Annotated in this window: 19 protein-coding genes, 1 tRNA gene and 1 other RNA gene; 17 read left to right on the top strand and 4 right to left on the bottom strand. The window is 42.7% G+C overall.

Annotation, left to right across the window (positions count from 1 at the left end; genetic code table 11):
* Positions 1-28: 28 nt before the first annotated feature.
* Positions 29-757, bottom strand: coding sequence for a 23S rRNA (guanosine(2251)-2'-O)-methyltransferase RlmB (gene rlmB / locus HMPREF0850_RS10230; RefSeq protein WP_000855726.1), 729 nt, complete (start codon positions 755-757; stop codon positions 29-31).
* A 44-nt stretch (positions 758-801) separates the two neighbouring features.
* Positions 802-1,413 (bottom strand): peptide deformylase, encoded by a 612-nt coding sequence (gene def, locus HMPREF0850_RS10225; RefSeq protein WP_001272943.1) that lies wholly within the window; start codon positions 1,411-1,413, stop codon positions 802-804.
* A 155-nt stretch (positions 1,414-1,568) separates the two neighbouring features.
* On the opposite strand from def, the gene HMPREF0850_RS12865 reads away from it, so the two are divergent.
* The 4 genes from HMPREF0850_RS12865 to ssrA all read left to right on the top strand — a co-directional run bounded on the left by HMPREF0850_RS12865 (position 1,569) and on the right by ssrA (position 4,770).
* Positions 1,569-2,876: a CapA family protein gene (locus tag HMPREF0850_RS12865; RefSeq protein ID WP_000415539.1), complete on the top strand. Its 1,308-nt coding sequence runs from the start codon at positions 1,569-1,571 to the stop codon at positions 2,874-2,876.
* Positions 2,877-2,899: 23 nt separating this feature from the next.
* Positions 2,900-3,727, top strand: a complete 828-nt coding sequence (locus tag HMPREF0850_RS10210; protein WP_000152915.1) for an HAD family hydrolase — start codon at positions 2,900-2,902, stop codon at positions 3,725-3,727.
* Position 3,728: 1 nt separating this feature from the next.
* Positions 3,729-4,364: an SGNH/GDSL hydrolase family protein gene (locus HMPREF0850_RS10205; protein WP_000290632.1), complete on the top strand. Its 636-nt coding sequence runs from the start codon at positions 3,729-3,731 to the stop codon at positions 4,362-4,364.
* 58 nt (positions 4,365-4,422) lie between these two features.
* Positions 4,423-4,770, top strand: a transfer-messenger RNA (tmRNA) gene (gene ssrA / locus HMPREF0850_RS12860).
* Between the two features lie 144 nt (positions 4,771-4,914).
* Here the strand turns inward: ssrA and HMPREF0850_RS10200 are convergent.
* Positions 4,915-5,002, bottom strand: a tRNA-Ser gene (locus tag HMPREF0850_RS10200).
* Between the two features lie 161 nt (positions 5,003-5,163).
* Here HMPREF0850_RS10200 and HMPREF0850_RS10195 point away from each other — a divergent pair.
* The 4 genes from HMPREF0850_RS10195 (at position 5,164) to HMPREF0850_RS10180 (ending at position 11,153) form a co-directional block, all read left to right on the top strand.
* Positions 5,164-5,904, top strand: coding sequence for a DeoR/GlpR family DNA-binding transcription regulator (locus HMPREF0850_RS10195; protein ID WP_000920624.1), 741 nt, complete (start codon positions 5,164-5,166; stop codon positions 5,902-5,904).
* Complete coding sequence (gene pfkB / locus HMPREF0850_RS10190) at positions 5,901-6,812, top strand: 1-phosphofructokinase (protein WP_000640813.1); 912 nt, start codon at positions 5,901-5,903, stop codon at positions 6,810-6,812. The genes HMPREF0850_RS10195 and pfkB overlap by 4 nt, the downstream gene beginning before the upstream one ends.
* The gene (locus HMPREF0850_RS10185; RefSeq protein WP_000701472.1) at positions 6,809-8,761 is read left to right on the top strand and encodes a PTS fructose transporter subunit IIABC; all 1,953 of its coding nucleotides are present in this window, start codon (positions 6,809-6,811) and stop codon (positions 8,759-8,761) included. The genes pfkB and HMPREF0850_RS10185 overlap by 4 nt, the downstream gene beginning before the upstream one ends.
* A gap of 85 nt (positions 8,762-8,846) precedes the next feature.
* Positions 8,847-11,153: a DNA translocase FtsK gene (locus HMPREF0850_RS10180; RefSeq protein WP_009014048.1), complete on the top strand. Its 2,307-nt coding sequence runs from the start codon at positions 8,847-8,849 to the stop codon at positions 11,151-11,153.
* Positions 11,154-11,196: 43 nt separating this feature from the next.
* On the opposite strand, the gene HMPREF0850_RS10175 is transcribed toward HMPREF0850_RS10180, so the two are convergent.
* Positions 11,197-11,622 (bottom strand): DUF6556 family protein, encoded by a 426-nt coding sequence (locus tag HMPREF0850_RS10175; protein ID WP_000073905.1) that lies wholly within the window; start codon positions 11,620-11,622, stop codon positions 11,197-11,199.
* Positions 11,623-11,759: 137 nt separating this feature from the next.
* Between HMPREF0850_RS10175 and HMPREF0850_RS10170 the strand changes: the two genes are divergently transcribed.
* The 9 genes from HMPREF0850_RS10170 (at position 11,760) to HMPREF0850_RS10130 (ending at position 20,754) form a co-directional block, all read left to right on the top strand.
* Entirely contained in the window at positions 11,760-12,902 is a 1,143-nt protein-coding gene (locus tag HMPREF0850_RS10170) for a cysteine desulfurase family protein (protein ID WP_000638931.1), read from the top strand.
* Positions 12,903-12,910: 8 nt separating this feature from the next.
* A complete protein-coding gene (gene thiI / locus HMPREF0850_RS10165) occupies positions 12,911-14,125 on the top strand; it encodes a tRNA uracil 4-sulfurtransferase ThiI (RefSeq protein WP_001200058.1) in 1,215 nt (404 codons plus the stop codon).
* A 136-nt stretch (positions 14,126-14,261) separates the two neighbouring features.
* Positions 14,262-15,086 carry an alpha/beta hydrolase gene (locus HMPREF0850_RS10160; RefSeq protein WP_001016808.1) on the top strand — a complete coding sequence of 275 codons (825 nt, stop codon included), beginning with the start codon at positions 14,262-14,264 and terminating at the stop codon, positions 15,084-15,086.
* 20 nt (positions 15,087-15,106) lie between these two features.
* Complete coding sequence (locus tag HMPREF0850_RS10155) at positions 15,107-15,847, top strand: esterase family protein (protein WP_000546816.1); 741 nt, start codon at positions 15,107-15,109, stop codon at positions 15,845-15,847.
* Between the two features lie 12 nt (positions 15,848-15,859).
* A complete protein-coding gene (locus tag HMPREF0850_RS10150; RefSeq protein WP_001108608.1) occupies positions 15,860-17,026 on the top strand; it encodes an ATP-grasp domain-containing protein in 1,167 nt (388 codons plus the stop codon).
* A gap of 157 nt (positions 17,027-17,183) precedes the next feature.
* Entirely contained in the window at positions 17,184-18,053 is an 870-nt protein-coding gene (gene gla / locus HMPREF0850_RS10145) for an aquaglyceroporin Gla (RefSeq protein ID WP_000348109.1), read from the top strand.
* Positions 18,054-18,175: 122 nt separating this feature from the next.
* A complete protein-coding gene (locus tag HMPREF0850_RS10140) occupies positions 18,176-18,901 on the top strand; it encodes a CppA N-terminal domain-containing protein (RefSeq protein ID WP_000993345.1) in 726 nt (241 codons plus the stop codon).
* Between the two features lie 12 nt (positions 18,902-18,913).
* Positions 18,914-19,834 (top strand): serine hydrolase domain-containing protein, encoded by a 921-nt coding sequence (locus HMPREF0850_RS10135; RefSeq protein WP_029705075.1) that lies wholly within the window; start codon positions 18,914-18,916, stop codon positions 19,832-19,834.
* Positions 19,835-19,842: 8 nt separating this feature from the next.
* Positions 19,843-20,754 carry a DMT family transporter gene (locus tag HMPREF0850_RS10130; RefSeq protein WP_000048002.1) on the top strand — a complete coding sequence of 304 codons (912 nt, stop codon included), beginning with the start codon at positions 19,843-19,845 and terminating at the stop codon, positions 20,752-20,754.
* Positions 20,755-20,889: the final 135 nt, after the last annotated feature.

Below are 20,889 nucleotides of genomic sequence, written 5' to 3'. Positions count from 1 at the left end.
ACTAATAGTAGTAGTAGTAGAACTTTTTTTATAGTCGGTTTCGGAAAACTTCGTACATGAGAATGGCTGCAGCAACACTGGCATTGAGGCTTTGAACATGTCCGTTCATTGGAATGGTGATCATCTCATCGACCTGTTTTTTGATGTTGCTAGAGATACCTTTTCCTTCATTTCCGATGATGAGGGCGATTTTCCCTTTTGTATTCCACTTGTGGCAAGGAGTGCCGTTCATATCCGTTCCAAAGGTCCAGAATCCTTCGTCTTTGAGTTTATCGAGGGTTTGACTGAGGTTGGTCACTCGGGCAATCGGTACATGTTCAATAGCACCTGTGGCCGTTTTAGCAACGACAGGAGTCACTCCGACAGCACGGTGCTTGGGAATGATGACACCTGAAACATTGGTCGCATCGGCTGTTCGCAAGATAGAACCTAGATTATGGGGGTCAGTTAACCCGTCCAGAATCAATAGCAAAGGGTTTTCTTCTTGACGCGTTTTGGCAAGAATGTGTTCTAGCTCGCTATAGGCAAATTCGGAAACTCGTAGAACAAAACCTTGGTGGACAGCGCCTTCAGTCATTTCAGAGAGGGATTTTTTTGAAGTCCAAGAGATGGAGACCTTTTTCTCAGCAGCCAGTTCCTTGACCTTCTCAACATTTTTACCTCGGAGATCATCTTGGAGGTAGAGTTTGTTTCCTGTATTTGCAAGGAGGGCTTCTGTAACAGCGTGGACGCCATAGACAATATCATTTGTTTTCATGTCTCTATTATAACACAAAACCCCGTCTTGCAACGGGATTTTCTTTATTCAAGAATGAGGAGTCCTTCTTTAACGGCAAATGGATCTTTTTCGTTGATACGATCGTAAAACATGATTCCGTTTAGATGATCAATTTCATGTTGGACAACGATGGAGTTGTAGCCTTTGAGCTTGATACGGTGTTTTTCGCCGTCCTTGTCAAAGTAATCAACAGTGACACGGGCATGACGGACAACATAGCCCGGAACTACACGATCAACAGACAGGCATCCCTCGCCTTCGCCTAGAGCCGCATCTTGGACTGAGTGTGATACGATTTTTGGGTTGTACATAATCGCTTGCAAATCGTAGGCTTCCTGTGGAGTCTCACCTTCTTCCACAATATTTGGCACTAAAACAGCAATAATACGTTTTGAGATATCCAGCTGGGGAGCAGCAAGGCCAACACCACCACGGAGTCCCATTTTCTCAGCCATAACAGGATCCTGAGAATGTTTGAGGAATTGCATCATCTTTTCACCAAGGATGATTTCCTGGTCAGACAGCGGGAAAGTGACCTCCTCAGCAATCGCACGCAGAGTTGGGTTCCCCTCACGGATAATATCGTTCATATCAATTAAGTGAGCAGCTTTTGTAATACGTTCTATAGCAGACATTTTCTCTCCTTTCATTACCTCTACATGATAACACAAAATAGACGAGAAAGAAAGTCACAGAAGTTCCTAAAAAATAATATAATAAACGATATTCCCCTTTTGTCTGTGGTATAATAAAAGAAAAGACTTGCAGTAAAAGCAAGGGGGGGATAAAGATGGAAAAGCGGCAAGATAGACGGTCTCATGATTCTCTTTATGAGGTGTGGAAGACTTGTGTTGATTTCTTTCGGAATTATAAATCCTGGACCAATGCCCAGTTTATTATTGTGTTATTGCTTGCAGTTGCCTTATCCATGGGGGGAAACTTATTAGTTCGAGCAGTACAAGGCAGCAAGGAAACAAGCCCTAGCAGTCAGACTACGACGTCTGGTAAATCCAAAGAAAATCAGTCTGGCGAAACAACGGCACGTATCATGGCAAATGGTGACCTTCTCTACCATATTCCCATCTACCGAACAGCTCTTAAAGAAGATGGAACCTATGATTTCCATGAAAATTTTGAATATGTAAAACCCTGGCTCAAACAAGCTGATTTGGTAATTGGTGACTTTGAAGGAACGGTGAACAAGGACCACTACTTGGCAGGTTATCCTCTCTTTAATGCACCAGGGGAAGTCATGGATGCTATCAAGGATGCAGGCTACCAAGTTCTAGACTTGGCTCACAATCACATCTTGGATTCTCAGATAGAGGGAGTGGTTTCGACAGCTCAAGCTATTGAAAAGGCTGGAATGACACCCATCGGAGTCTACACTAAGGAACCACGGGACAAGTCTCCTATTGTTATCAAGGAGGTCAATGGTATCAAGGTAGCTCTCTTAGCCTATTCCTATGGCTTTAACGGTATTGAACAATCCATTTCCCAAGAGGACTATAATCGCTATCTTTCTGATCTGAATGAAGATAAGATGAAGGCAGAAATCGAGCGTGCTGAGAAGGAAGCGGATATTACTGTCATCATGCCTCAGATGGGAATTGAGTACCAGCTAGAACCGACGGAGGAACAGAAAACACTGTACCACAAGATGATTGACTGGGGAGCTGATATTATCTTTGGAGGGCATCCTCACGTCGTTGAACCTTCTGAAACGGTTGAAAAAGATGGCGACAAAAAACTGATCATCTACTCCATGGGAAATTTCCTCTCAAACCAACGCATTGAAACCATGCAAGACGAGGAAAATGCCAAGTGGACGGAGCGCGGTGTTCTCATGGATGTGACCATTAAGAAAAAAGATGGTAAAACAAGGATTGAAACTGCCAAAGCGCATCCAACTTGGGTCAATCGGACACCGAAAGGAACATACTCTCCAGAAGGCTATCCGCTCTTCCTCTATCAGACCTATATCCTAGAGGACTTCATCGAGGGGGGCAGTCACCGTGACAAGTTGGATGAGGCGACCAAGGAACGAATTGACACGGCCTATAAAGAAATGAATGAACATGTAGGGTTGAAGTGGTAGGTGCTCACCCTAAAGGAGATATGATGACGATTAAATTAATTGCAACAGACATGGATGGAACCTTGCTAGACCCGAGGGGGCAGCTAGATCTGCCCCGCTTGGAAAAGATTTTAGATCAGCTGGATCAAAGGGATATCCGTTTTGTCATTGCGACGGGGAATGAAGTTCATCGTATGAGACAATTACTAGAACACTTGGCTAGTAGAGTAGTTCTAGTAGTTGCCAATGGGGCGCGTATTTTTGAAAACAATAAACTGATTCAAGCTCAGACCTGGGATGATGCTATGGTTGACAAGGCTCTCCTTCATTTTAAAGGGAGGGAGTGTCGAGATCAGTTCGTCGTCACTAGTATGAATGGGAGTTTTGTCAAGGAAGGAACTGTTTTTACAGACCTAGAAAAATTTATGACTCCAGAGATGATTGAAAAACTTTACCAAAGGACCAATTTTGTGGATGAGCTAAACTCAGACCTCTTTGGAGGAGTTCTAAAGATGAGCATGGTCGTTGGTGAAGAACGATCGAGTTCCGTTTTGCGGGAAATCAATGATCTCTTTGATGGGCATGTAAGAGCTGTTTCCAGTGGTTATGGTTGTATCGATATCCTACAGGCTGGTGTTCACAAGGCTTGGGGATTGGAAGAATTACTCAAGCGCTGGAATTTGCAATCGGAACAAGTTATGGCTTTTGGTGACAGTGAAAATGATGTCGAGATGTTGGAGATGGCTGGTATTGCCTATGCGATGGAAAATGCAGATGATGAGGCCAAGGCAGTTGCGACTGCACTAGCACCAGCTAACAGCCAGGCTGGTGTTTATCAAGTTCTAGAAAATTGGTTAGAGAAAGAGGGATAAGGTGGCAGTACAGTTATTAGAAAATTGGCTCTTAAAGGAGCAGGAAAAAATTCAAACCAAGTATCGTGAATTGAATCAAGTATCTGTTCTAGAGCCAGATATCATCTTTATTGGTGATTCGATAGTGGAGTACTACCCTTTGCAAGAGTTGTTTGGGACTGAAAAGACGATTGTCAATCGAGGGATTCGAGGCTACCAGACGAGACTGTTGCTAGAGAATCTTGATGCCCATCTTTATGGTGATGCTGTGGATCAAATTGTTCTCTTAATTGGGACAAATGATATCGGAAAAGATGTCCCTATGAATGATGCTTTGGATAATCTTGAGCGTGTGATTCAATCGATTGTCCGGGATTATCCGCTGTCACAAATAAAACTCCTTTCCATTTTGCCAGTCAATGAGGGAGAGAAATACAAGCAGACTGTTTATATCCGAACCAATGAAAAGATTAGAGAATGGAATCAAGCCTATGAGGCTCTAGCATCTGCCTATATGCAGGTAGATTTTGTGCCTATTTATGATAGTTTGACAGATTCAGAAGGGCAACTTCAATCAGTCTATACAACGGATGGCCTTCATCTAAGTGTAGCCGGTTATCAAGCCTTATCAGAAGCCTTAAAAGGAGTTCTTTTCTAAAGAAACGGCTTGATTTTGCATTTTTTTTGAAGATAGGTTATAATAGTTCTATCCTTTTGGGGTCGTTACGGATTCGACAGGCATTATGAGGCATATTTTGCAACCCGTGTGGCGACGTAAACGCTCAGTTAAATATAACTGCAAAAAATAACACTTCTTACGCTCTAGCTGCCTAAAAACCAGCAGGCGTGACCTGATTTGGATTGCTCGTGTTCAATGACAGGTCTTATGATTAGCGAGATACGATCAAGCCTTGTCTAGTGGTTTGATAAGAGATTAATAGACTCGCAGTTCCTAGGCTTGAGTTATGTGTCGAGGGACTGTTAAAACAATACATAACCTATGGTTGTAGACAAATATGTTGGCAGGTGTTTGGACGTGGGTTCGACTCCCACCGGCTCCATTATTCTTTCACCAACCTTGGAAAAACGTTGTTAAATCAACGTTTTTTATTTTTACCTTTGGTATTCTTTGGCAGTCTTTTGTAAAAAAAGGATACAAAAAGGATACAACGTTTTTGTCGTATCCCCAAAATAATTTTTCTTTTCTACGGAAGACATGGGATTCGAACCCACGCACGCTGTTACACGCCTACCGCGTTTCCAACACGGCCTCTTAAGCCTCTTGAGTAATCTTCCAATGCTTACTAAAATAGTCTACCATAAAGCGCTTCATCTTGCAATAAAAATTCCAGAATTAGCAAAAATGATAGTTTTTGAAAGAAAATGATAAAAAATGCTTGACTTTGATAAAAATTGTGCTAGAATGAATAGTGTAAACGATAACAGGAGGTGATTTGGTGTTAAAAACTGAGCGAAAGCAACTGATTTTAGAGGAGTTAAATAAACATCATGTAGTTTCCCTAGAAAAATTGGTTAGTCTATTAGAAACATCAGAATCGACAGTACGAAGAGATTTGGACGAGTTGGAGGCGGAAAACAAGCTTCGCCGTGTGCATGGTGGAGCAGAATTACCCCACTCCTTGCAGGAAGAAGAAACCATCCAAGAAAAATCTGTCAAAAACCTTCAAGAGAAGAAACTACTGGCTCAGAAAGCAGCCTCTCTTATTAAGGAACAAGATGTTATCTTTATTGATGCTGGAACGACAACTGCTTTTTTAATCAAGGAATTGGTTAATAAGAATATCACGGTTGTGACCAACTCCATTCACCATGCGGTTCAGCTGGTTGAAAAGCAGATTCCAACTGTCATGGTTGGAGGAAGTGTCAAGATGGCAACAGATGCATGTATCGGTGGTGTTGCTCTTAATCAAATCAATCAATTGCACTTTGACCGTGCCTTTATCGGGATGAATGGTGTCGACGATGGTTATTATACAACTCCAGATATGGAGGAGGGAGCTGTGAAACGTGCTATTTTGGAGAATGCCAAACAAACCTATGTCTTGGTTGATTCGTCCAAAATTGGACAAACTTGCTTTGCCAAGGTAGCACCACTTAAACGTGCTATTGTCATTACAAGTCAAGGGCATGAGCTCTTGCAAGCCATTAAGAAGAAAACGGAGGTAATAGAGGTATGATTTATACAGTCACACTCAATCCATCCATTGACTATATCGTTCGCTTGGACCAAGTCCAAGTCGGTAGTGTCAATCGTATGGACAGTGATGATAAGTTTGCTGGTGGGAAAGGAATCAATGTCAGTCGTGTTTTGAAACGTTTAGGCATTCCAAATACAGCGACCGGCTTTATCGGAGGATTTACTGGTAAATTTATCACAGATATCCTTGCAAAAGAAGAAATCGAGTCTCGTTTTGTCCAAGTAGCAGAAGATACTCGCATCAATGTCAAGATTAAAGCAGACCAAGAAACAGAAATCAACGGAGTGGGTCCAAATGTTGAACCAGCACAGCTAGAAGAATTGAAAGCTATTTTATCTAGTTTGACTGCAGATGATACCGTTGTGTTTGCTGGTTCAAGTGCTAAGAACCTAGGCAATGTCATCTACAAGGATTTAATTGCCCTGACCCGTCAGACAGGTGCGCAAGTAGTTTGTGACTTTGAGGGTCAGACCTTGATTGATAGTTTGGCTTACCAGCCACTTTTGGTCAAACCAAACAATCACGAACTTGGAGCTATCTTTGGAGTGAAACTCGAAAGTTTAGATGAAATCGAGAAATATGCTCGAGAATTGCTGACTAAAGGTGCTCAAAACGTCATTATCTCTATGGCAGGTGATGGTGCTCTTCTTGTCACATCTGAGGGAGCTTACTTCGCCAAACCTATCAAGGGAATTGTGAAAAATTCAGTCGGAGCTGGCGATTCTATGGTTGCCGGATTTACAGGTGAGTTTGTCAAATCAAAAGATGCGGTAGAAGCCTTCAAATGGGGAGTAGCTTGTGGAACAGCAACTACCTTCTCGGATGACTTGGCAACAGCGGAATTTATTAAAGAAACATATGAAAAAGTTGAGGTAGAAAAACGATGAAAATTCAAGACCTATTGAGAAAAGATGTCATGTTGCTGGATTTGCAGGCAACTGAAAAAACAGCTGTCATTGAAGAGATGATTAAAAGTTTGGTAGATCACGGTTATGTGACAGATTTTGAAACCTTTAAAGAAGGAATTTTAGCGCGTGAAGCTCTCACTTCCACTGGTTTGGGTGATGGAATTGCTATGCCTCACAGCAAGAACTCTGCTGTAAAAGAAGCGACAGTTCTCTTTGCTAAGTCAAACAAGGGTGTTGACTATGAAAGCTTGGATGGGCAACCAACAGACCTCTTCTTCATGATTGCTGCTCCAGAAGGTGCCAATGATACTCACTTGGCAGCATTGGCAGAATTGTCTCAATACTTGATGAAAGACGGTTTTGCTGACAAACTTCGTCAAGTAACATCGGCAGATCAAGTTATCGAACTCTTTGACCAAGCTTCAGAAAAAGCTGAGGAGCCTGTTCAAGTACCTGCTAATGACTCTGGGGACTTTATCGTAGCTGTTACAGCTTGTACGACAGGTATTGCCCACACTTACATGGCCCAAGAAGCCCTTCAAAAAGTAGCTACTGAAATGGGTGTTGGTATCAAGGTTGAGACTAATGGTGCAAGCGGTGTTGGAAATCAACTAACTGCAGAGGACATCCGCAAGGCTAAAGCTGTTATCATCGCAGCAGATAAGGCAGTAGAAATGGATCGTTTCGATGGCAAACCATTGGTAAATCGTCCAGTTGCAGATGGTATCCGTAAGACAGAAGAACTGATCACCTTGGCTCTTTCAGGAGATGCTGAAGTTTATCGTGCCGCTAATGGGGCCAAAGCTGCAACAGCATCTAATGAAAAACAAAGCCTTGGTGGTGCCTTCTACAAACACTTGATGAGTGGTGTATCACAAATGTTGCCATTCGTTATCGGTGGTGGTATCATGATTGCCCTTGCTTTCTTGATCGACGGAGCTTTTGGTGTGCCACAAGATAGTCTTGGCAATCTCGGATCCTACCATGAGCTAGCTTCTATGTTCATGAAAATTGGTGGCGCGGCCTTTGGCTTGATGCTCCCAGTCTTTGCAGGATATGTTGCCTACTCTATCGCTGAAAAACCTGGTTTGGTAGCAGGTTTCGTGGCTGGTGCTATTGCCAAAGAAGGTTTTGCCTTTGGTAAAATCCCTTATGCTGCAGGCGGAGAAGCAACTTCAACTCTTGCAGGTGTCTCATCTGGTTTCCTAGGTGCCCTTGTTGGTGGATTTATCGCAGGTGCCTTGGTTCTTGCTATCAAGAAATACGTAAAAGTTCCTCGTTCACTTGAAGGGGCAAAATCAATTCTTCTCTTGCCACTTCTTGGAACAATCTTGACTGGATTTGTTATGCTAGCTGTTAACATCCCAATGGCAGCAATCAACACTGCTATGAATGACTTCCTAGGCGGTCTTGGAGGAGGCTCAGCTGTCCTTCTTGGTATCGTTCTTGGTGGAATGATGGCTGTTGACATGGGTGGACCAGTCAACAAAGCAGCTTATGTCTTTGGTACTGGTACGCTTGCTGCGACTGTTTCTTCAGGTGGTTCAGTAGCTATGGCAGCAGTTATGGCTGGAGGAATGGTTCCACCACTTGCAATCTTTGTCGCAACCCTTCTTTTCAAAGATAAATTTACTAAAGAAGAACGTAACTCTGGTTTGACAAACATCATCATGGGCTTGTCATTTATCACCGAGGGAGCAATTCCATTTGGTGCTGCTGACCCAGCTCGTGCGATCCCAAGTTTCATCCTTGGTTCTGCGGTGGCAGGCGGACTCGTTGGTCTTGCTGGTATCAAACTCATGGCGCCACACGGAGGAATCTTCGTCATCGCCCTTACTTCAAATGCCCTTCTTTACCTAGTCTTTGTCTTGATTGGTGCAATCGTAAGTGGTGTGGTTTATGGTTACTTACGCAAACCACAAGCATAAAAAGTATCAAAATAGAAAGATTGTACCCTTTGGTGCAATCTTTTTCTCTGTTCGAAATGGCTGTGAAATATGGTATAATAAAAGAATGGCAAACAAGAATACTACAAAAACAAGACGGAGATCGTCTAAAGCAGAACTCGAAAGAAAACAGGCTATTCAGAGGATGTTGATTTCCTTAGGGATTGCCTTATTGTTGATTATTGCAGCCCTCAAGCTCGGTGCGGCGGGTATCACCCTTTACAATCTCATTCGACTGGTGGTCGGAAGTTTGGCCTATGTTGCCATTGGTGCTCTCCTCGTTTATCTCTTTCTATTTAAATGGATACGCAAGAAAGAGGGACTTCTGTCAGGATTTCTCTGTATCTTTGCTGGCTTACTCTTGATTTTTGAGGCCTACTTGGTATGGAAATATGGCTTGGAGCAGTCAGTTCTAAAAGGGACCTTGGCTCAAGTTATGACGGACCTGACTGGTATGCGGGTGACTAGCTTCGCTGGTGGAGGCTTGCTTGGTGTCGGACTTTATATCCCCATTGCCTTTCTTTTCTCAAATATCGGCTCCTACTTTATTGGAGTTCTTTTGATTCTAGTTGGGGCACTCTTGGTCAGTCCTTGGTCTATTTATGATGTTGCAGCCTTTATTGGAGCTCAGTTCAGATCCTTCATGGAAAAACAGGAACAGAGAAAACAGGAACGCTTTATCAAGAGAGAAGAAGAGAAGGCACGCCAAGAAGCTGAAGAAGCAGCAAGAATTCAGAGAGAACAAGAAGAACAGGATGCGCTACCACTTCCTCCTGTAGATCTTGAAACTGGAGAAATCTTATCAGAAGAACTAGGCTACGATCTTCCCCCAATTCCTGAGGAAGAATGGATTGAACCAGAGATTATCCTTCCTCAAGCTGAGTTTGAAGTTCCAGATGAGGAAGAAGACTTTGAGGATGAAGAGGTGCAGGTTGATTTTTCTGCCAAAGAAGCCCTTGAATACAAACTGCCAAGCTTGCAACTCTTTGCGCCAGATAAACCCAAAGACCAGTCCAAGGAAAAGAAAATTGTTCGAGAAAATATAAAAATCCTAGAAGAAACCTTTGCTAGCTTTGGTATCAAGGTAACGGTGGAACGGGCTGAAATCGGTCCATCTGTTACCAAGTATGAAGTCAAGCCAGCCGTTGGTGTACGGGTTAACCGCATTTCCAATTTGGCAGATGACTTAGCGCTGGCTTTGGCGGCCAAGGATGTTCGGATTGAGGCTCCAATACCTGGTAAATCCTTAGTCGGGATTGAGGTTCCAAACTCTGAAATTGCGACCGTTTCCTTCCGTGAACTCTGGGAACAGTCTCAAACAAAACCAGAAAATCTCCTTGAAATACCTCTAGGTAAGGCTGTCAATGGAACTGCTCGTACCTTCGACCTTTCCAAGATGCCCCACCTACTGGTTGCAGGTTCGACGGGTTCAGGGAAGTCAGTCGCAGTTAACGGTATTATCGCTAGCATTCTCATGAAGGCGAGACCAGACCAAGTCAAGTTTATGATGGTGGATCCAAAGATGGTTGAGCTATCGGTTTACAACGACATTCCTCATCTCTTGATCCCAGTTGTGACCAATCCACGCAAGGCTAGCAAGGCTCTGCAAAAGGTGGTGGATGAGATGGAAAACCGTTATGAACTCTTTGCTAAGGTTGGAGTACGAAATATCGCTGGTTACAATGCCAAGGTCGAGGAATTTAATAGCCAATCTGAGTACAAACAAGTACCCCTGCCTTTGATTGTTGTCATTGTGGACGAGTTGGCAGACCTCATGATGGTGGCTAGCAAGGAAGTGGAAGATGCCATCATCCGTCTTGGACAGAAGGCGCGTGCTGCAGGGATTCACATGATTCTCGCAACCCAGCGTCCATCAGTTGATGTCATTTCTGGTCTCATCAAGGCCAATGTCCCATCTCGTGTGGCTTTTGCAGTTTCATCAGGCACAGATTCACGAACCATCTTGGATGAGAATGGAGCAGAAAAACTGCTTGGTCGAGGAGACATGCTCTTTAAACCAATTGATGAAAATCACCCAGTCCGTCTGCAAGGATCCTTTATCTCGGATGATGATGTTGAACGCATCGTAAACTTTATCAAGGCGCAGGCAGATGCGGACTACGATGAGAGTTTTGACCCAGGTGAGGTTTCTGAAAATGAAGGAGAATTTTCAGATGGTGAAGCTGGTGGCGATCCGCTTTTTGAAGAAGCCAAGGCTCTGGTTATCGAGACGCAGAAAGCCAGTGCTTCGATGATTCAGCGTCGTTTGTCGGTTGGATTCAACCGTGCAACCCGCCTGATGGAAGAACTCGAAATGGCAGGTGTCATCGGTCCAGCTGAGGGAACCAAACCACGAAAAGTATTGCAACAATAAAAAATAGCTTCTTTCCAAATCTGGAAGGAAGCTATTTTAGTGACTACTGGTTCGTTTTAGTTTCAGAACTCGTCGTATTTGACTGTGTTCCGTTATCACTTGTTTCTTTATTTGTAGCTGGTGTAGAAGAGTCCTGAGTTGTTGTTTTTTGTTCTTCTTTTTTCTCCTCTTTCTTGTTGGATTGAGAAGTTTCTTCTTGCGGGGTATTTTCTTTAGTAGAAGTGTTGTCCTTGTTAGGAGTAGTATTTTCCTGAGGCGATTCTTTTTGAATTTCCTTGACAACAGTTGTTTGGGTTGTTGTAGGCTCTTTTTTATTGTTTTTATTATTATCCATAGCGTTCATAATGGTGATACTAGCGGTGATCAGACCAAGGATACTACCGATGGTAGCAATCGTTTTTTGAAAGACAGTGAATCCCTTTTTGATGTGTTCTCTTTTTGGTTTTGAAGTTCTACGATAGTTAGACATGATACTCTCCTTTGATTATGATTTATTATACCTCATTTCTTTAAAAAAATCTTAAAAAAAGAGAAACTTCCCTTTCTTGTCGTAAGCTTCGTTTCATGATAAAATAGAAGGAGTGATTTTAGAAAGCGTGAGAAAACATGATCTACTTTGATAATTCGGCGACAACTAAGCCTTATCCTGAAGCACTTGAAACTTACATGCAGGTCGCTTCAAAAATTGTAGGAAATCCATCCAGTCTCCATCGTTTGGGAGATCAGGCAACACGAATTTTAGATGCTTCCCGGCAGCAAATTGCAGATTTGATTGGGAAGAAGAGTGATGAAATCTTCTTTACCTCTGGTGGAACAGAAGGAGATAACTGGGTCATCAAGGGTGTGGCCTTTGAAAAAGCCCAGTTTGGCAAGCACATCATTGTGTCAGCTATTGAACATCCAGCAGTCAAGGAATCAGCCCTTTGGCTGAAAAGTCAAGGTTTTGAGATAGATTTTGCTCCAGTTGATGAGAAAGGATTTGTGGATGTTGAGGCTCTAGCGAATTTGATACGACCTGATACGATCCTCGTTTCCATCATGGCAGTTAACAATGAAATTGGCTCTATCCAGCCTATTGAGACCATCTCAGAACTGTTGGCAGACAAGCCAACCATTTCCTTCCACGTTGATGCAGTTCAGGCACTCGCTAAGATTCCGACTGAAAAATATCTGACAGATCGAGTGGATTTCGCGACCTTCTCAAGTCATAAGTTTCATGGTGTCAGAGGTGTTGGCTTTGTCTATATCAAGTCTGGTAAGAAAATTACGCCTCTGTTAACTGGTGGTGGTCAAGAGCACGATTATCGCTCGACAACTGAAAATGTGGCAGGGATTGCAGCGACAGCAAAGGCTCTCCGTTTGTCTATGGAAAAGTTAGCTATCTTTGCTAGTAAGACAGGGCAGATGAGATCAGTCATTCGCCAAGCACTTTTGGATTATCCAGATATTCTTATCTTTTCAGATGAGGAAGACTTCGCCCCTCATATCCTGACTTTTGGAATTAAGGGTGTTCGTGGAGAAGTCATCGTTCACGCCTTTGAAGACTATGATATTTTCATCTCCACAACCTCTGCTTGTTCATCCAAGGCTGGAAAACCTGCGGGGAGCTTGCTTGCTATGGGAGTGGACAAAGATAAGGCCCAGTCAGCTGTTCGCCTAAGCCTAGACCTGGAAAATGATATGAGTCAGGTCGAGCAGTTCTTGACCAAGCTAAAATTAATTTACAATCAAACTAGAAAAGTAAGATAGGAGCATTTATGCAGTATTCAGAAATTATGATTCGCTACGGAGAGTTGTCAACCAAGGGCAAAAACCGCATGCGTTTCATCAATAAACTTCGCAATAACATTTCGGACGTTTTGTCCATCTATCCCCAAGTAAAAGTAACCGCTGATCGCGACCGTGCTCACGCTTATCTCAATGGAGCCGACTATACAGCGGTTGCAGAATCACTTAAACAAGTCTTTGGAATTCAAAACTTTTCTCCCGTTTATAAGGTCGAAAAATCTGTTGCGACGCTTAAGTCTGCCGTGCAAGAGATTATGCAGGACATCTACAAGGAAGGGATGACCTTTAAAATTTCTAGCAAGCGTAGCGACCACAACTTTGAACTCGACAGTCGTGAACTCAACCAAACACTTGGTGGAGCAGTATTCGAAGCTATTCCAAATGTCCAAGCTCAAATGAAAAATCCCGATATCAATCTTCAGGTGGAGATTCGTGAGCAAGCAGCCTATCTTTCCTATGAAACCATTCGTGGAGCAGGTGGCTTGCCAGTAGGTACTTCTGGTAAGGGGATGCTCATGTTGTCAGGAGGGATTGACTCACCTGTTGCTGGTTATCTAGCCCTTAAACGTGGGGTGGATATTGAGGCCGTTCACTTTGCCAGCCCTCCTTACACAAGTCCTGGTGCTCTTAAAAAGGCCCAAGATTTGACCCGCAAATTAACCAAGTTTGGTGGTAATATCCAGTTTATCGAGGTGCCTTTTACAGAGATTCAAGAGGAAATCAAGTCTAAGGCGCCAGAAGCCTACCTCATGACCTTGACCCGTCGTTTTATGATGCGGATTACCGATCGTATCCGTGAGGTACGAAATGGTTTGGTTATCATCAATGGGGAAAGTCTTGGTCAAGTAGCCAGCCAAACTCTTGAAAGTATGCAGGCTATCAACGCTGTGACCAACACCCCTATCATCCGCCCTGTGGTTACTATGGACAAGTTGGAAATCATTGACATCGCCCAGAAAATCGATACCTTTGACATTTCTATCCAACCGTTTGAGGACTGTTGTACTATTTTTGCGCCTGATCGTCCTAAGACCAATCCTAAGATAGAGAATGCTGAGAAGTATGAAAAATGGATGGATGTTGAAGGTTTGGTTGAGCGAGCAGTGGCTGGAATTATGCTTACTAAGATAACGCCTCAGGTTGAAAAAGATGAAGTTGATAACTTGATTGACAATCTCCTCTAATCAGAAAAACCAGAAGAATTTAGAATATTAAATGAGAAAAGTTAGTTATTTATCCTTAAAATGGACAATTACTGACTTTTTTTCTATTTTTATGGTATAATGAGATAAAATTTTGAATATAGAGAGTTTTCTGACAATGAATCATTCCTACTTTTACTTGAAAATGAAAGAACACAAACTCAAGGTACCTTATACAGGAAAGGAGCGTCGTGTGCGTGTGCTTCTGCCAAAGGACTACGAGAAAGACACAGACCGTTTTTACCCTGTTGTTTACTTTCATGATGGGCAAAATGTCTTTTACAGCAAGGAGTCTTATATCGGACACTCTTGGAAGATTATTCCGGCTATTAAGAGAAATCCTGACATCAGTCGCATGATTGTTGTTGCTATTGACAATGATGGTTTGGGGCGGATGCATGAGTACGCGGCTTGGAAGTTTCAAGAATCTCCTATCCCAGGCCAGCAGTTTGGCGGTAAGGGTGTGGAATATGCTGAGTTTGTCATGGAGGTGGTCAAGCCTTTTATCGATGAAACCTATCGTACCAAAGCTGATCGCCAGCATACTGCTATGATTGGTTCGTCACTAGGAGGCAATATTACTCAGTTTATCGGACTGGAATACCAAGATCGAATTGGTTGCCTAGGTGTATTTTCATCTGCTAACTGGCTCCACCAAGAGGCCTTTAACCGCTACATCGAGCGTAAGAAATTGTCGCCTGATCAGCGCATTTTCATTTATGTAGGAACAGAAGAAGCAGACGATACGGACAAGACCTTGATGGCTGGCAATATCAAACAAGCCTATATCGACTCGTCGCTTCGCTATTATCACGATTTGATTGCAGGTGGAGTAGGCTTGGATAATCTTGTCTTGAAAGTTCAGTCTGGTGCTATCCATAGTGAAATACCTTGGTCGGAAAATTTACCAGACTGTCTTCGATTTTTTGCAGAGAAATGGTAAGTTAGGAAAGGAGAAAGCCAATGCATATTGAAAACCTCAGCCACTGGAGTGGCAATCTTAATCGTGAAATGTACCTCAACCGTTATGGACATGCTGGGATTCCAGTTGTTGTTTTTGCTTCATCTGGTGGCAGTCACAATGAATACTATGATTTTGGCATGATTGATGCCTGTGCTTCCTTTATCGAGGAAGGGCGTGTCCAGTTCTTTACGTTATCCAGTGTGGACAGTGAGAGCTGGTTGGCTACTTGGAAAAATGGTCATGACCAGGCAGAGATGCATCGTGCCTACGAACGTTATGTAATTGAGGAGGCGATTCCTTTTATCAAGCATAAGACAGGTTGGTTTGATGGTATGATGACGACAGGTTGCTCAATGGGCGCCTACCATGCACTTAATTTCTTCCTCCAGCATCCAGATGTCTTTACCAAGGTGATTGCTCTCAGTGGTGTTTATGACGCACGTTTCTTTGTTGGCGATTACTACAATGATGATGCTATTTATCAAAATTCGCCAGTAGATTATATCTGGAATCAAAACGACGGATGGTTTATCGATCGTTACCGTCAGGCGGAGATTGTCGTTTGTACGGGACTTGGTGCCTGGGAACAAGACGGTCTACCATCTTTCTACAAGCTCAAAGAAGCCTTTGACCAGAAACAAATTCCAGCATGGTTTGCTGAATGGGGACACGATGTCGCCCACGACTGGGAATGGTGGCGTAAACAAATGCCTTATTTTCTTGGACACCTGTATCTATAAAAGGAGTTGCCTATGAATTACCTTGTTATTTCTCCCTACTATCCGCAAAACTTCCAACAGTTTACAATCGAGCTAGCTAATAAAGGCATCACAGTCTTGGGAATTGGTCAGGAGCCTTACGAACAACTAGATGAACCTTTGCGCAATAGCTTGACCGAGTATTTCCGTGTGGACAATCTTGAGAACATAGACGAAGTCAAACGTGCAGTAGCCTTCCTTTTCTACAAGCATGGTCCAATCGACCGCATCGAGTCCCACAATGAATACTGGCTTGAGCTAGACGCAGCCCTTCGTGAGCAATTTAATGTCTTTGGTGCCAAACCCGAAGATCTTAAAAAAACCAAGTTTAAGTCTGAGATGAAGAAACTCTTCCAGAAAGCAGGTGTACCTGTGGTACCTGGCGCTGTTATCCAGACAGAAGCAGATGTGGATAAAGCAGTTGAGACGATTGGTCTACCAATGATTGCCAAACCTGACAATGGAGTGGGAGCAGCAGCGACCTTTAAGCTTGAGACAGAAGACGATATCCATCACTTCAAGGAAGAATGGGATCATTCGACCGTTTATTTCTTTGAAAAATTTGTCACTTCTAGCGAAATTTGTACCTTTGACGGGCTTGTGGACAAGGATGGCAATATCGTCTTTTCAACGACTTTCGATTATGCCCACACACCACTGGATCTCATGATTTATAAGATGGACAATTCCTACTATGTGCTTAAGGATATGGATCCCAAACTGCGCAAGTATGGTGAGGCCATAGTCAAGGAATTTGGAATGAGAGAACGCTTTTTCCATATCGAGTTTTTCCGTGACGGGGACGACTACATTGCCATTGAGTACAATAACCGTCCTGCAGGTGGCTTTACCATTGATGTTTATAACTTCGCTCACTCCTTGGATCTCTACCGTGGTTATGCAGCTATTGTCGCAGGAGAAGAGTTCCCAGTATCAGAGTTTGAACCTCAATACTGTTTAGCTACATCACGTCGTGCCAATGCCAACTATGTTTATTCAGAAGAGGACCTTCTTGCCAAATACAGTCAGCAATTTAAGGTCAAGAAAATCATGCCAGCAGCCTTCGCAGAGCTACAAGGAGACTACCTTTATATGCTGACCACTTCAAGTCGCCAAGAGATGGAGCAGATGATTGCAGACTTTGGTCAACGTCAAGAGTAACAAAAAGGATGAAGGGAGTTAGACTTCTTTTGTCCTTTTCTTAAAGATAAGTTAAATAAAGCGTTTTCCAGAGATTCTTTTAGAAAATCGGTTGCGAAAAGGCCTAAAAATTGATAGAATAAGGATTGTCTAAAAAAAATTAAGGAGAATCTATCAAATGGATTTTACATGGGCTATTAAATATGCTACTGAATTTTTGGGAACTGCTATTTTGATCATTCTTGGAAATGGTGCAGTTGCCAACGTTGAACTTAAAGGTACGAAAGGTCACCAAAGTGGCTGGCTCGTTATCGCTGTTGGTTATGGTATGGGGGTTATGATCCCGGCCTTGATGTTCGGTAACGTTTCTGGTAACCACATCAACCCAGCTTTCACTCTTGGACTTGCTGTTAGCGGACTTTTCTCTTGGGATCAAGTACCATTTTACATTCTAGCACAAGTTTTGGGGGCAATTTTTGGTCAAGCTTTGGTTGTAGCGACTCACCGTCCATACTACTTGAAAACAGAAAACCCAAACAATATCTTGGGTACCTTCTCAACGATTTCAAGCATCGACCACGGTACAAAAGAATCACGTTTTGCAGCTACTGTTAACGGCTTCCTCAATGAGTTTGTAGGTTCATTTGTTCTTTTCTTTGCAGCACTAGGTTTGACTAAAAACTTCTTCGGTGCTGAGGTTCTTCAATACATGAAACAAATGGCTACTCAAGCTGGTCAAACTGTTGACTTAAGTGAATTGGCAGTAAAAGCTCAAGTAGCACCACACACAGCTGCTGGACTTTCAGTTGCTCACTTGGCACTTGGTTTCCTAGTGATGGCCTTGGTAACTTCACTTGGTGGACCTACTGGACCTGGTTTGAACCCAGCTCGTGACTTCGGACCACGTCTTCTTCACGAACTCCTTCCAAAATCAGTTCTTGGTCAACACAAGGGTGATTCAAAATGGTGGTATGCATGGGTTCCAGTTGTAGCTCCAATTGCAGCGGGTATTGCAGCAGTAGCACTATTCAAACTACTTTACCTATAAGAAACGAAACTGGGGAATCTCAGTTTTTTTATCGGAAATTTTTGTAAAAAATTCTAGAATTTAAGTGGAATAGCTTGTAAAAAGTCCTAAAATCCTTTAAAATAAAAGAGTTGGAGGAAGCTATGAATGCAAATCAAATGATACAAATTATTCCGACTTTGAAGGTCAATAATCGAAAATTAAATGAAAAATTTTACATTGAAACTCTTGGGATGAAGCCCTTATTAGAAGAATCTGCTTTCCTTTCACTTGGTGACCAATCAGGTGTTGAGAAGTTGATTCTCGAAGAGGCTCCCAGTATGCGAACTCGGAGAGTTGAAGGGCTTAAGAAACTAGCTAGACTCTTGATCAAATTAGAAAATCCTTCAGAAATAGAGGCTCTTCTCTATCAGATGGAGTCTCTTCCTCGCCTGTTTAAAGGAAGCCGTGGTTATGCTTTTGAGATTGTTTCTCCTGAACAGGATGTGATTCTTGTTCATGCGGAAAATGATATAAGAGATTTGGTTCCACTGAAAACTGTTCCTGAATTTTCTTCAAATAAAAGTATAAAATACTTGAGTCAATTTGAGATTTCTATGGAGTTGCGTCTGCCTGAGGGGACGGAGAGTATACTCGATCCTGAAAAAGTGGGGACAGTTATCACCTTTACGGAAGGGCAAGGTCCAGATTTAGCTGTTGAAAACAACGTCACTTGGGACTTGTCTATGCTGAAATTTTTGGTAAAGGATCTAGATTTAACTAGTCTTCGTCAGAAATTTGAAAAGACAGGCTATTTTGTTCCCAAGTCTGAAAAATTCTTCCTTGGGAAAGATACCAATAACATCGAATTGTGGTTTGAAGAAGCATGAAGTTGGAAAAAAATTCAAAGAAAAATAGAAGATCAAATTGAGGCAGGGGTATATCCCGGGGCCTCTTTTGCGTATTATAAGGATGGTGAATGGAAAGAGTCTTATCTAGGATTGAGTGACCCTGAGAAAGGTTTGAAAACAGAGTTGGGACTGGTCTATGACCTAGCTAGTGTGAGTAAGGTTGTGGGAGTGGGGACGGTTCTTACCTTCTTGTGGCAGCAGGGCAAGTTAGATATTGATCGACCGGTAACGGATTTTTTAGTTGAGTGTGATTACCCAGATATTACTATACGGCAACTTCTGACCCACGCAACAGACCTAGATCCTTTTATACTCAATCGGGACCAGTTAAGTGCTGAGGAGTTAAGAGAAGCCATGTTTCACCTCAACAGACGAAGTCAGACAGCCTTCCTATACTCGGATGTTCACTTTTTACTCTTGGGCTTTCTTTTAGAAAAAATCTTTGAACAAGACTTGGATCAGATTATAGAAGAACAAGTTTTGGAACCATGGGGGATGAAGGAAACGATGTTTGGCCCCGTTGAGTTTGCTGTACCCACAGTGAGAGAAGTAGAGGCAGGTATTGTTCATGATCCTAAGGCTCGTCTTTTAGGAAAACACGCTGGAAGTGCAGGCTTATTTTCAACTGTTAAGGATTTGCAAATCTTTCTGGAACATTACTTGAAAGATGATTTTGCTGCAGATTTGATCAGTAATTTTTCTCCCTTAGATGATAAGGAGCGTTCGCTAGCTTGGAATCTGGAGGGAACCTGGCTCGACCATACGGGCTATACAGGTACCTTCATCATGTGGAATCGAGAGAAACAGGAAGCCGCTATATTTTTATCCAATCGAACGTATGAGAAGGATGAGCGTGCCCAGTGGATAGTTGATCGAAACCAAGTCATGGATATGATTCGTAGGGAAGAGTAGGGGGAAGCATGTCAAAAACCGTAAAAGGAACTCTATATACAGTAGTGGCAGGGATTGCTTGGGGCTTGTCTGGAACCAGTGGCCAATACCTGATGGCACATGGGATTTCCGCTCTAGTCTTGACTAATTTGCGACTCATCATAGCAGGATTAGCTCTGGTATTTTTAACCTATGTGACTGCAAAGGATAAACTCTTTGCTTTTTTAAAAGACAAAAAAAGTCTACTATCTCTGTTGCTATTTGCAGTGTTTGGACTTTTCTTAAACCAGTTTGCCTATCTTTCCGCCATTCAGGAAACCAATGCTGGAACGGCGACGGTTCTCCAGTATGTATGTCCTGTTGGGATCTTGATTTATACTTGTATCAAGGACAGGGTGGCACCAACTCTGGCTGAGATTATTTCGATTGGATTGGCGATAGGAGGAACTTTTCTTATTGCGACGCACGGGAAACTCGACCAGTTGTCTGTCACCCCTGTTGGTCTTTTCTGGGGGCTCTTTTCTGCCTTGACCTATGCCCTCTATATCATCCTTCCTATCGTTTTGATTAAGAAGTGGGGAAGTATTTTGGTGATTGGTGTGGGCATGGTTATTTCTGGTGTTGTGGCTATTCCCTTCACAGGAGTTTTGCAGGCTAACATACCGACCAGCTTGGATTTTCTCTTTGCATTTGCTGGGATTATCATTATCGGAACTGTCTTTGCCTACACCGCTTTTCTAAAAGGAGCTAGTCTGATAGGACCAGTTAAGTCTAGTTTATTGGCTTCCATAGAGCCCATCTCTGCTGTTTTCTTTGCCTTTCTGATTATGAAGGAGCAATTCTATGCGATTGATTTTGTCGGTATGGCTATGATTTTACTTGCGGTAACCATCATTTCTTTGAAAGATTTGTTGATAGAAAACAAACAGAAGGTTGAATGAGAAACTAGTTACTCGTAAAAAGTGGTTGTTTTGAATATCCTATCGAAATACTGATCAAGGATAAGGAATGGGAGTGGAATTTTATAAAATTTTAAGTTTCTTTTCTTACAATAAACCAATCTTTAACTGCTAGAA

It is taken from the genome of Streptococcus sp. M143 (genome assembly GCF_000162495.1).
Classification (GTDB): Bacteria; Bacillota; Bacilli; order Lactobacillales; family Streptococcaceae; genus Streptococcus; species Streptococcus dentisani.
The sequence above is the reverse complement of the archived record's forward strand: the minus strand, read 5'-3'. Positions and strand labels throughout refer to the sequence as shown.

Bases quoted from the DNA above. Each gene is read 5' to 3' on its own strand.
- rlmB (WP_000855726.1), bottom strand. From the start codon at position 757: ATGAAAACAAATGATATTGTCTATGGCGTCCACGCTGTTACAGAAGCC.
- HMPREF0850_RS10175 (WP_000073905.1), bottom strand. From the start codon at position 11,622: ATGTCTAACTATCGTAGAACTTCAAAACCAAAAAGAGAACACATCAAA.
- HMPREF0850_RS10155 (WP_000546816.1), top strand. From the start codon at position 15,107: ATGCATATTGAAAACCTCAGCCACTGGAGTGGCAATCTTAATCGTGAA.
- thiI (WP_001200058.1), top strand. From the start codon at position 12,911: ATGCAGTATTCAGAAATTATGATTCGCTACGGAGAGTTGTCAACCAAG.
- gla (WP_000348109.1), top strand. From the start codon at position 17,184: ATGGATTTTACATGGGCTATTAAATATGCTACTGAATTTTTGGGAACT.
- pfkB (WP_000640813.1), top strand. From the start codon at position 5,901: ATGATTTATACAGTCACACTCAATCCATCCATTGACTATATCGTTCGC.
- HMPREF0850_RS10180 (WP_009014048.1), top strand. From the start codon at position 8,847: ATGGCAAACAAGAATACTACAAAAACAAGACGGAGATCGTCTAAAGCA.
- HMPREF0850_RS10185 (WP_000701472.1), top strand. From the start codon at position 6,809: ATGAAAATTCAAGACCTATTGAGAAAAGATGTCATGTTGCTGGATTTG.
- HMPREF0850_RS10210 (WP_000152915.1), top strand. From the start codon at position 2,900: ATGACGATTAAATTAATTGCAACAGACATGGATGGAACCTTGCTAGAC.
- HMPREF0850_RS10170 (WP_000638931.1), top strand. From the start codon at position 11,760: ATGATCTACTTTGATAATTCGGCGACAACTAAGCCTTATCCTGAAGCA.
- HMPREF0850_RS10140 (WP_000993345.1), top strand. From the start codon at position 18,176: ATGAATGCAAATCAAATGATACAAATTATTCCGACTTTGAAGGTCAAT.
- def (WP_001272943.1), bottom strand. From the start codon at position 1,413: ATGTCTGCTATAGAACGTATTACAAAAGCTGCTCACTTAATTGATATG.
- HMPREF0850_RS12865 (WP_000415539.1), top strand. From the start codon at position 1,569: ATGGAAAAGCGGCAAGATAGACGGTCTCATGATTCTCTTTATGAGGTG.
- HMPREF0850_RS10160 (WP_001016808.1), top strand. From the start codon at position 14,262: ATGAATCATTCCTACTTTTACTTGAAAATGAAAGAACACAAACTCAAG.
- HMPREF0850_RS10150 (WP_001108608.1), top strand. From the start codon at position 15,860: ATGAATTACCTTGTTATTTCTCCCTACTATCCGCAAAACTTCCAACAG.
- HMPREF0850_RS10130 (WP_000048002.1), top strand. From the start codon at position 19,843: ATGTCAAAAACCGTAAAAGGAACTCTATATACAGTAGTGGCAGGGATT.